The 10,444-nt window shown below is 70.4% G+C and carries 11 protein-coding genes; 7 read left to right on the top strand and 4 right to left on the bottom strand.

What is annotated here, in order from left to right; translation table 11 throughout:
* Positions 1-41: 41 nt before the first annotated feature.
* Entirely contained in the window at positions 42-560 is a 519-nt protein-coding gene (locus tag QQJ79_RS08485; protein WP_284222496.1) for a hypothetical protein, read from the bottom strand.
* 72 nt (positions 561-632) lie between these two features.
* On the opposite strand from QQJ79_RS08485, the gene ruvX reads away from it, so the two are divergent.
* The 7 genes from ruvX (at position 633) to topA (ending at position 8,775) form a co-directional block, all read left to right on the top strand.
* Positions 633-1,097: a Holliday junction resolvase RuvX gene (gene ruvX / locus QQJ79_RS08490; protein WP_284222497.1), complete on the top strand. Its 465-nt coding sequence runs from the start codon at positions 633-635 to the stop codon at positions 1,095-1,097.
* Entirely contained in the window at positions 1,094-2,014 is a 921-nt protein-coding gene (locus QQJ79_RS08495) for an AEC family transporter (protein WP_284222498.1), read from the top strand. Before ruvX ends, QQJ79_RS08495 begins: the two co-directional genes overlap by 4 nt.
* Positions 2,015-2,076: 62 nt before the next feature.
* Entirely contained in the window at positions 2,077-3,057 is a 981-nt protein-coding gene (locus QQJ79_RS08500) for an aspartate carbamoyltransferase catalytic subunit (protein WP_284222499.1), read from the top strand.
* Positions 3,057-4,343, top strand: coding sequence for a dihydroorotase (gene pyrC, locus QQJ79_RS08505; protein ID WP_284222500.1), 1,287 nt, complete (start codon positions 3,057-3,059; stop codon positions 4,341-4,343). The genes QQJ79_RS08500 and pyrC overlap by 1 nt, the downstream gene beginning before the upstream one ends.
* Positions 4,344-4,357: 14 nt before the next feature.
* Positions 4,358-4,999, top strand: coding sequence for a glycerol-3-phosphate 1-O-acyltransferase PlsY (gene plsY, locus QQJ79_RS08510; protein WP_284222501.1), 642 nt, complete (start codon positions 4,358-4,360; stop codon positions 4,997-4,999).
* A complete protein-coding gene (gene dprA / locus QQJ79_RS08515; protein WP_284222502.1) occupies positions 4,996-6,087 on the top strand; it encodes a DNA-processing protein DprA in 1,092 nt (363 codons plus the stop codon). The genes plsY and dprA overlap by 4 nt, the downstream gene beginning before the upstream one ends.
* A gap of 81 nt (positions 6,088-6,168) precedes the next feature.
* On the top strand, positions 6,169-8,775 hold the full coding sequence (gene topA / locus QQJ79_RS08520) for a type I DNA topoisomerase (protein WP_284222503.1): 2,607 nt from the start codon (positions 6,169-6,171) through the stop codon (positions 8,773-8,775).
* On the opposite strand, the gene QQJ79_RS08525 is transcribed toward topA, so the two are convergent.
* The 3 genes from QQJ79_RS08525 to QQJ79_RS08535 form a co-directional block, all read right to left on the bottom strand.
* Positions 8,772-9,191, bottom strand: coding sequence for a J domain-containing protein (locus QQJ79_RS08525; RefSeq protein WP_284222504.1), 420 nt, complete (start codon positions 9,189-9,191; stop codon positions 8,772-8,774). The genes topA and QQJ79_RS08525 overlap by 4 nt on opposite strands.
* A gap of 4 nt (positions 9,192-9,195) precedes the next feature.
* Positions 9,196-10,035: a division plane positioning ATPase MipZ gene (locus QQJ79_RS08530; RefSeq protein ID WP_284222505.1), complete on the bottom strand. Its 840-nt coding sequence runs from the start codon at positions 10,033-10,035 to the stop codon at positions 9,196-9,198.
* 117 nt (positions 10,036-10,152) lie between these two features.
* Positions 10,153-10,444: SPOR domain-containing protein (locus tag QQJ79_RS08535; RefSeq protein ID WP_284222506.1), on the bottom strand; the 292-nt coding region annotated here is incomplete at its 5' end.

Genomic DNA, 10,444 nt, shown 5'->3' on the forward strand with positions numbered 1-10,444 from the left:
GCGGCCCGGCCCCGGATTCACAAGGATTCTGACGCTTTTCGCTATTGCGCGGGCGTGACCGTCACAGTGGCCGGAGCCGAGCCGTCGGTCGCCAGGGCCCAGCCGACGATGACGCGTCGCGTCTGACTGCCGATATCGCCCGAAGCCTCGTCCATGGTGCTCTCGTTGATCTCGAGATCGACGCGGCCCGGCGACTCGGACAGGACCCGATAGTCGAGGAAGTCGCCGATGCGGAAGACGCGCCAGCCCTCGGCCGGGGAGTCGAAGAAGGCGACGTGGGTGTAGAGGCCGTTCATGGCCGGATCGCCGCCGGCCGTGCCGAACAGTTTGACGGTGCGGTCGCCCTGACGCGTCAGCGGGGTCAGTTCGACCACGGCGGCGGCCCACTGCTGGTTCTCCGCCGGGTCAGGCTGGACCGTCGCAGCGGGACCGGCGGCGGTCAGCGGGGCGGTCGGCGCCGGCGCCGCCTGTTCGGCGGGCACGGCCGCCTTGCGGCTCTCGACCTGCGCGTCGCAGGCGGTCAGTCCGAGCACGGCGGCGAGAAAGGTGACAGGCTTCATCGGAGGCTCTCCCATCAACGATGGCCCAGCTTGCACTTTGACAGGGCCGCTCGCCAGTCCTACCGCCAAGCCGTGACAGTTCTATCGCTCGAAGACCTCGCCGCCTCCACCCCGCCGGGCACGCCCTGGCTGGGGCTGGATCTGGGCGAGAAGACCATCGGCGTGGCCGCGTCCGATGTCACGCGGATGATCGCCAGTCCGCTGTCGCTGATCCGCAAGACCAAATTCACCGACGACGCCCACGCGGTGCTGAAGCTGATGGACGGGCGCAAGGCGTCGGGGCTGGTGATCGGCCTGCCGCTGAACATGGACGGGTCCGAGGGGCCGCGGGCGCAGTCGTGCCGGGCCTTCGCGCGAAACCTGCAGCGCATCCGCGCCGTGCCCTGCGCCTTCCAGGACGAGCGGCTGTCGACCAGCGCGGTCGAACGGTTCCTGATCGAGGAGCTGGACCTGAACCGCAAGCGGCGCGCCAATGTGGTGGACCGCACCGCCGCCGCCTGGATCCTGCAGGGCGCGCTGGACCGGTTGCGGGCGTGAGCGCCCTGCTCACCGGCGTCGTGCCGGTCTTCGCCATGATCGCGCTCGGCTGGGGGCTGAAGTGGCGGTCGTTCCTCGATGACGACGGCTGGCGGGCGGTCGAGCGGCTGACCTATTTCGCCTTCTATCCGGCTTTCCTGATCCCGGCGGTGTGGCGCGCGGACTTCGCGGGCGGCGCGGCCGGGCCGGTGGCGGCGGCCACGGTGGCGGTCGCCCTGACGGTGGCCCTGCTGACGGTCCTCGCCAAGCCGATGCTGAGAATCAGCGACCCGGCCTTCACCAGCGTCTTCCAGGGCGTGATCCGCTGGAACGGCTTCGTCTTCCTGCCGGTGGCCGGGGCGATCTTCGGCGAGCGCGGGCTGGGCGTCGCGGCGGTGGCCTTCGGGGTGCTGGCGCCGGCGCTGAACGTGGTCTGCGTGCTGGTGCTGGCGCGATGGGGCGCGGGTCAGGGCGGCGGCTGGCGGCTGGCGCTGTCGTCGCTGCTGCGCAATCCCATAATCTGGGCCTGCGGGATCGGGGCGGCGCTCAATCTGACGGGCGTGCCGAAGCCCGAGCTGGTGATGGGCGTCTTCGACCTGATGGGTCCGGGGGCGATCGCCCTGGGGCTGATCACGGCCGGAGCGGGGCTGAGCTTCCGCTATGCGGCGTCGCGGCCGGTGCTGATGCTGACGGTGACGGCGATCAAGCTGATCGCCCTGCCGCTGGGCATGTACTGGCTGACAGGGGCGCTGGGCGGGGACCGGATGGCCCAGGGGCTGGCCCTGCTGGCGGGCGCCTCGCCGGGGGCGGCGGCCTCCTATGTCATGGCGCGGCAGATGGGGGGCGACGCGCCCCTGATGGCGGGGGTCGTGGCCCTGACCACGGTGGTCAGCGCCTTCACCATCCCGATCCTGCTGGCGCTGTTCGGCTACATCTGAACACAGGATCTGAACATGGGCGGCTTCCGTTCCGGCGCGCGCGGCCCTATAGGCGGGCCTCGATGAGCCAGCCCGCCGCACTCACCGATCTGATTCTCGAGCGGCTGGCGCCGTTCCCGCACAGCCATTTCCTGTCCGCCGGCGATCTGAACGCCGCGACCACCCCGCCGTTGCTGGATCTGGCCGACGCCTTCGTCGACTTCAACCGCCAATCCTCGAAGTCGCTGGACCTGATGCGCGGGCGCACGGTCATGAACCTGTTCTTCGAGAATTCGACCCGCACCAGCGCCTCGTTCGAGATCGCGGCCAAGCGGCTGGGCGCCGACGTGACGGCGCTGTCGCCCCGGACCTCATCGACGGCCAAGGGCGAGACCCTGATCGATACGGCGGCGACGCTGAACGCCATGAAGCCGGACGTGCTGGTGGTGCGCCATGGGGCCTCGGGCGCGGCGGCCCTGCTGTCGCAGAAGGTCGGCTGCGCCGTGGTCAACGCCGGGGACGGACGGCATGAGCATCCGACCCAGGCCCTGCTGGACCTGTTGAGCCTGCGCCGGGCCTTCGGGGACGTCGGCGGGCTGACCGTCGCCATCTGCGGCGACATCGCCCACAGCCGCGTGGCGCGGTCCAATGTCTCGATGCTGTCGATGATGGGCGCGCGGGTGCGGCTGATCGGGCCGCCGACCCTGGTGCCCGGCGACGCCGACCGCTGGGGCTGCGAGGTGTTCCACGACATGCGCGAGGGCCTGAGAGGCTGCGACGTCGTGATGATGCTGCGGCTGCAGCTGGAGCGGATGGAGGGGGCGCTGGTGCCCTCGACCCGCGAATATTTCCGCTTCTGGGGCCTGGACCGCGAGAAGCTGTCCTGGGCCAACGCCGGAGCCAAGGTGATGCATCCGGGGCCGATGAACCGCGGGGTCGAGATTGATTCCGATGTGGCCGACGATCTGACGGTGTCGCTGATCCAGGACCAGGTGGAGATGGGCGTGGCGGCGCGGATGGCGGTGCTGGCAGCTTTGTCGGCGCGACTGGACGGGGACTCGTGATGGGCACCATCGCCATCCTGAACGCCCGGCTTCTGGACCCGTCCTCCGACTATGACGGTCCCGGCGCGGTGCTGGTCGAGGACGGCCGGATCACCGAGGTGGTGCACGGCGGCGGGGCGGTCGCGCCGGCGGGGGTGACGGTCATCGACGCCGGCGGCCTGTGCCTTTCGCCGGGGCTGATCGATATCCGGGTCAAGACCGGCGAGCCGGGGGCCGAGCCCAAGGAGACGCTGAAGTCGGCCAGCCTGTCGGCGGCGGCGGGCGGGGTGACCACCATCGTCATCCAGCCGGACACCGACCCGGCCATCGACGATCCGGCGATGATCGACTTCATCCTTCGGCGCGGCGCCGCGCTGGGACTGGTCAACGTCCGCGCGGCGGGCGCGGCGACGAAAGCCCGCGACGGCGTCCGCATGGCCGAGATCGGCCTGATGGACGAGGCGGGCGCGCTCTATTTCACCGACGTGGACCGGGTCATCGCCAACACCCGCACCCTGCAGCGGGTGATGAGCTACGCGGCCGCCTTCAACGCCCTGATTTCCTGCCGACCGGCCGATCCGTGGCTGAGCGAGGGGGCGGTGGCCACCAGCGGGGAACTGGCCACGCGGCTGGGGCTGGCCTCGGCGCCGGCTATCGCCGAACGCATCCAGCTGGAGCGCGATCTGGCGCTGGTCGAACAGACCGGCGCGAGGTTCCTGGTCGACCAGATCTCGACCGAGGGGGCGCTGGAGACGCTGGCGCGGGCCCGGGCGAAAGGGCTGGAGGTCGCCGCCTCGGTGTCGATCAACCACCTGTGCTTCAACGAGATCGACATCGGCGACTACCGCACCTTCTACCGGCTGGATCCGCCACTACGACCCGAGAGCGACCGGCAGGCGCTGATCGAGGCGGTGCGCGACGGGCTGATCGACGCCATCACCTCGGCCCACGCTCCGGCGCCCGCCGAGGACAAGCGACGTCCGTTCGGCGAGGCCACGCCGGGCGCCGTCGGGCTGGAGACCTTGCTGCCCGCGGCCCTGACCCTGCACCATGAGGACGGGCTGGAATTGCTCGACATCCTGCGTCCGCTGACCCAGGGCCCGGCGACCCTGCTGGGGCTGGATGCCGGCGTGCTGGTGACCGGAGCGCCGGCGGACCTGATTCTGTTCGATCCGGGCGCGCCGGTGGTGATCGACGCCGACGCCCTGAAGTCCAAGTCCAAGAACTCGCCGTTCGACGGTCGCCGATTGCAGGGCAAGGTCTTGCTCACCGTCGTCGGCGGACGCATCGTCCACGACACACGTTAAGAGGGACGAATCACTTGCAGGATCTGGTCGGCCCGGCCTTGGGGACGCTCGCGCTCGCAGCGGCGGGCGGATACCTGCTGGGCTCCATCCCGTTCGGCGTGATCCTGACCCGGCTTGTGACGGGCGAGGATGTGCGCAGCATCGGCTCGGGCAATATCGGCGCGACCAATGTCCTGCGGACGGGACGCAAGGATCTGGCCTTCGCCACCCTGATTCTCGACGCCGGCAAGGGCGCGGCGGCCTTCCTGATCGCCCAGGCCCTGTTCCCCGGCGTGCCGGCCATCGCCGCCGTCGCCGGCGGCGCGGCCTTCCTCGGCCACCTGTTCCCCGTCTGGCTCGGCTTCAAGGGCGGCAAGGGGGTGGCGACCTTCTTCGGCCTGCTGCTGGCCGCGGCCTGGCCGCTGGGCCTGATGGCGGGAGCGACCTGGCTGATCGTGGCGGCCCTGTTCCGCATGTCCTCGTTCGCCGCTCTCGTGGCGGCGGCGATGGCGCCCCTGTTCGCCCTGCTGCCGCTGCCGGTGATGGGCCTGCCGGCATCGGGACCGATCCTCGCCCTGGCGGCGGCGACCGCGCTGCTGATCTGGATCCGGCACCATGAGAACATCGCCCGCATCCTGAAGGGGACCGAACCCCGGATCGGCGCGAAGAAGGGGTGACCCTTCCGGACGCGGAGCGTTTCGCGCGCCTGCGTCTGGCGCGGACCGACCAGGTCGGCCCGGTGACCTTTCGACAATTGCTGGAGCGGTTCGGCTCGGCGGAGCGGGCGCTCGAGGCCCTGCCCGACCTGATCCGGCGCGGCGGCGCCCACGGGCGCGCGATACCGCCAGCCGAGAGGATCGAGGCCGAGTTGGAGGCGGGCGAGCGGGTCGGGGGCCGGCTGATCGTACTGGGCGACCCCGACTATCCCGATATGCTGGCTGCGGTCGATCCGCCTCCGCCGCTGCTGTGGACACGGGGCGTCGCGGCCCTGCTGGCGCGTCCCTGTATCGCCGTGGTCGGCGCGCGGATCGCCTCGGCGGGCGGGCAGCGGATCGCGCGCGGCCTGTCGCAACAGCTGGGCGAGGCGGGCCATGTGGTGGTGTCAGGACTGGCGCGGGGCATCGACGCCGCGGCCCATACGGGCGCCCTGCCGACCGGGACCGTGGCCGTGCTGGGCGGCGGGGTGGACGACGTCTATCCGCCGGACAACGCCGACCTCTATGCGCAGATCGCCGAACAGGGCTGCATTGTCTCGGAAAGCCCGGTCGGCGCGCGGGCTCAGGCCAAGGACTTTCCGCGCCGCAACCGGATCATCTCCGGCCTGTCGCGCGGCGTTATCGTGGTCGAGGCCGAGCTGCGGTCGGGTTCGCTGATCACCGCGCGCCTGGCGGGCGAACAGGGCCGGGATGTCTTCGCCGTGCCGGGATCGCCGCTGGACCCACGGTCGCGGGGGCCGAACGAACTGCTGCGGCAGGGCGCCATATTGTGCGAAGGGCTGGAGGATGTGGAGCGGGCCTTCTCGACCCTGCGGACGCTGCGGGAGCCCGCGCCGGACAATCCCTTCGACGGCGCGCCCGACGAGATCGAGGCGGCTGTGATCGAGCGGGTCGCCGCCCTGCTGTCGCCCACGCCGACGCCGCGCGACGAACTGGCCCGGGCGCTGGGCCTGCCGATCGGAACGGTGGCGGCGGCCTTGCTGGAGCTCAACCTGATGGACCGCGCCGAGCTTCTGCCGGGCGGTCTCGCCGCAGCGCGATCACCCTGAATTCCAGCGCCGATTGACAGCGGCGCTCGCGCCAACCACGTTCCGCCCCCTTTCAGAGCCCGCGCAAGGCCCCCTCCCCGCATGAACCTCGTCGTTGTCGAGAGCCCCGCAAAGGCCAAGACCATCAACAAATACCTGGGCCCGGACTTCACCGTCCTGGCATCCTACGGTCACGTCCGCGACCTGCCGTCGAAGGACGGCTCGGTCCTGCCCGACGACGATTTCGCCATGAGCTGGGAAGTGGACGCCCGCGCCTCCAAGCGGATGTCGGAGATCGCCGAGGCCGCCAAGAAGGCCGACCGCGTCATCCTCGCCACCGACCCCGACCGTGAGGGCGAGGCGATCAGCTGGCACGTGCTGGAGATACTGACGAAGAAGAAGGCGCTGAAGGACACCGCAGTCGAGCGCGTCACCTTCAACGCCATCACAAAGTCGGCGGTGCTGGAGGCCATGGCCAATCCGCGCCAGCTGGATATGGAGCTGGTCGAGGCCTATCTGGCCCGCCGCGCGCTGGACTATCTGGTCGGCTTCACCCTTTCCCCGGTGCTGTGGCGCAAGCTGCCGGGCGCCCGTTCGGCCGGACGGGTGCAGTCGGTCGCCCTGCGCATCGTCGTCGACCGCGAGATGGAGATCGAGGCCTTCCGGCCCCAGGAATACTGGTCCGTCGAGGCCGACCTCGCCGCCGACAGTCCACCCTTCACGACGCGGCTGGTCAAACACGCCGGCAAGCGGGTGCAGCGGCTGGACATCACTTCGGAGGCGATGGCGAACGCCGCGCGCGACGCGATCAAGGCCGGCAGTTTCACCATCAAGTCGATCGAGAAGAAGCCGGTCAAGCGCAGCCCGTCGCCGCCCTTCACCACCTCGACCCTGCAGCAGGAGGCCGCGCGCAAGCTGGGCTTCACCGCCCAGCGGACCATGCAGGCGGCGCAGAAACTGTATGAGGGCGTCGACGATACGGGCGGCCTGATCACCTATATGCGGACCGACGGCCTGTCGGTCAGCCCGGAGGGCATCGCCCAGGCGCGCGAGGTCATCGCCGATCGGTTCGGCCCGGCCTACGTTCCGGAACAACCTCGATATTACAAGACCAAGGTCAAGAATGCTCAGGAGGCGCACGAAGCCATCCGGCCGACCAACCTGACCCGCCACCCCGACAGCCTGCGGCTCGAGGGCGACCTGTCGCGGCTGTATGAACTGATCTGGAAGCGGATGATCGCCAGCCAGATGGAGTCCGCCCGGCTGGACCGGACGACGGTCGATGTCGAGACGCCGGACGGCCAGACCGGCCTGCGCGCCACCGGCCAGGTGGTCGCCTTCGACGGCTTCATCGCCGTCTATGAAGAGGGACGCGACGACAAGCCCAAGGACGGCGTCGACGACGAGGACGACACCACCCGCCTGCCCGCGCTGAAGGAAGGCGCTGTGGCGAAGGTCGAGGCGATCCGCACCGACCAGCATTTCACCGAGCCGCCGCCGCGCTTCTCGGAAGCGACCCTGGTCAAGAAGCTGGAAGAGCTGGGCATCGGCCGGCCGTCGACCTACGCCTCGATCCTGACGACCCTGCGCGACCGCGAATACGTCCGCATGGACAAGAACCGGTTCATTCCGGAGGACAACGGACGGCTGGTCACGGCCTTCCTTGAGCAGTTCTTCACCCAGTGGGTCGAGTACGACTTCACCGCCGCGCTGGAGACCCGCCTGGACGAGGTCTCCGCCGGGGACCTGAACTGGAAAGTCGTGCTGCGCGACTTCTGGAGTCAGCTGAAGCCGGCGACGGACGCGGTGACGGCGCGGCAGGGCGTGATCGACGAACTGGACACGGCGATCGGGCCCTTCCTGTTCCCCGACAAGGGCGACGGGACGGATGCGCGCCTGTGCCCCCTGTGCAAGAGCGGGCGGCTGCATCTGAAGGCCAGCTTCAAGATGAAGTCCTCCTTCATCGGCTGCTCCAACTATCCCGAATGCCGCTATACGCGCGGCTTCGGCGCCGCGACGGGCGTCGAGGACGGCGGGGATCGTGATCTGGGCGTTGATCCGGCGACCGGCGCGCCGGTGGCGCTGAAGATCGGGCGGTTCGGTCCCTATGTGGAGACCACGGTTCCCGGCGAGGAGAAGCCGAAACGGTCATCCCTGCCCAAGGGCTGGTCGCCCGCGACGCTCGCGCTGGAACAGGCGCTGCGCCTGCTGGCCCTGCCGCGCGAGGTCGGAATCCATCCGGAGGACGGCAAGCCGATCACCGCCGGCCTCGGCCGCTACGGGCCGTTCGTGCTGCACGCCGGCACCTACGCCAATGTCGCCGACATCGACGAGGTGTTCGACATCGGCCTGAACCGCGCGGTGGTGCTGCTGGCCGAGAAACGGGCGGGCAAGTTCGCCGGGCGCGGGGCGGCGACCGCGCCGCTGAAGGATCTCGGCGCCCACCCGGAGACGGGCGAGCCGGTGCATGTCATGGCGGGCCGCTTCGGCCCCTATGTGAAGTCGGGCAAGATCAACGCCACCCTGCCCAAGGGCACGGCGCCCGAGGACCTGACCCTGGAGCAGGCGATCCCGCTGCTGGCCGCCCGCGCGGCGGCGGCGCCGACCAAGGGCAAGAAGGCGCCGGCGGCGAAGAAGGCCGCTCCGAAAGCGGCGGCGAAGAAGCCCGCGGCGAAGAAGAAACCGGCTGCGAAGAAGGCGAAAGCCTAACGCTTCAGCAGCCGGTCTCGCGCCGCGTTGAGCCGCGAAGCCAGGCCTTCCGTGCCGCCCTGATCGGGGTGGGCCCGGCCCATCAGCCGCTTCCAGGCGGCGTTGATTTCCTGCGGCGTGGCGGCGGCGGCGACGCCGAGCAACGACCGGGCCTCGGCCTCGCTCATGGCTTCGGAGCGCGGGGCCACGACGCGCTGGCGTGAGGCGACGGTCAGCCACAGGCCGGCGCCGATCAGGCCGACGGCGGGCAGCCACGAGCCGCGAAACGCCAGCAGGACTCCGGCGCCGAGCATAACGGCGCTGAACAGGGTGGCGGCGACGCGCCACTGGGCCCGGCCGCGACGCTCGCTGTGACGGCCCAGCCGGATCAGGGCCCAGACCGCGACGGCCGCCAGGACCAGCCAGGCGAGGTTCAAGGGGTCACGCCGCCGCGTCCAGCGAGGCGTCGAGGGCGCTGCCGTCCAGTCCCAGGGCCAGCATCAGGTTGCGCATCTCCTGCCGCGCCGCGACATGGGCCAGAGACACGGCGACCGGGCGAACCTCATTGGACAGATCGGCCACGGTCAGCCCGAACGGGAAGAGCTCGCGATAGATGACCCGGTCCCGCAGGCCGGGGCCGATGCGGAAGCCGACGCGGCGCGCCAGCTTCTCCATCCGCTCTTCCAGCCGCTGCCGGTTGCGGGCGGCGGCGACCGCCATGCGGTTGACCACCACGATCCAGTCGATCGTCGCCTGACGCCCTTCGGTGATCGCCCTGTGCTTGCGCGCCTCCCAGACGCTTTCCGAATAGATCGAGGGCTTGAGCAGTTCGAGGGTGACCGGATCGATCTGACCCAGAAGGTCGAAATCGACGAAGCTGTCGTTCATCGGGGTGACGATCTGGTCGGCGAGGCCGTGGGCGGTGCGCGACAGCAGGGTGTCGCCGCCGGGCGTGTCGATCAGGATGACGTCGGCCTCGGCGCGGGCCTGGGCGAACGCGGTCTGGAAGCGGGCCAGTTGCACCTGCTCATCCGCCTTGGCCAGGGCCTTGCCGTCGCCCATGTCGGGCTCGACGGGCATCGGCAGGACCTGATCATTGCCGGCCATCCAGGCGGCGCGGTTGGCGAAGAATTTGGCCATCGACCGCTGGCGCAGGTCCAGGTCGATGATGGCGACGCGACGGCCCGCATGCAGCAGACCGCAGACGATGTGGATGGCGAGGGTGGACTTGCCCGCCCCGCCTTTTTCGTTGCCGACGACAATGACCGCAGGGTCAGCCATGGATGTTCACGCCCCTTTGACGGCCGCCGACTCAGACACGCGGCCGCAGGCTCGCAGAATCGCGTCCGCGCGCGGTTACGTCAACGACAGGATGGACGGCGGCTGTGGATGCGCGGGTCAGGCGACCCGATTGCACCAGGGATCGTCGATGCCGGCGGCTGCGCAAACCGCAGCGGCGCCGGCGGCGGGGGCGCTGACCTTGAGCCGGGTCAGGCGGCGACCGCCGACCTCGACGGCCTCATAGACGGGCGACAGGCCGTTCAGCGCCCAGGCGGCCTCGCCGGACTTGAGCCGGGCCCAGGCGGATCGGGCGGCAGCCTCGCTGGAATAGGCGCCGAGCTGGACCAGACCCCGGCTGGCGCGCGGCGCGGTGGGGCGGGAGGATGCGATGGCGGGACGCAGGCCGGCG

Source organism: Brevundimonas denitrificans (assembly GCF_030160755.1).
GTDB classification, from domain to species: domain Bacteria; phylum Pseudomonadota; class Alphaproteobacteria; order Caulobacterales; family Caulobacteraceae; genus Brevundimonas; species Brevundimonas denitrificans.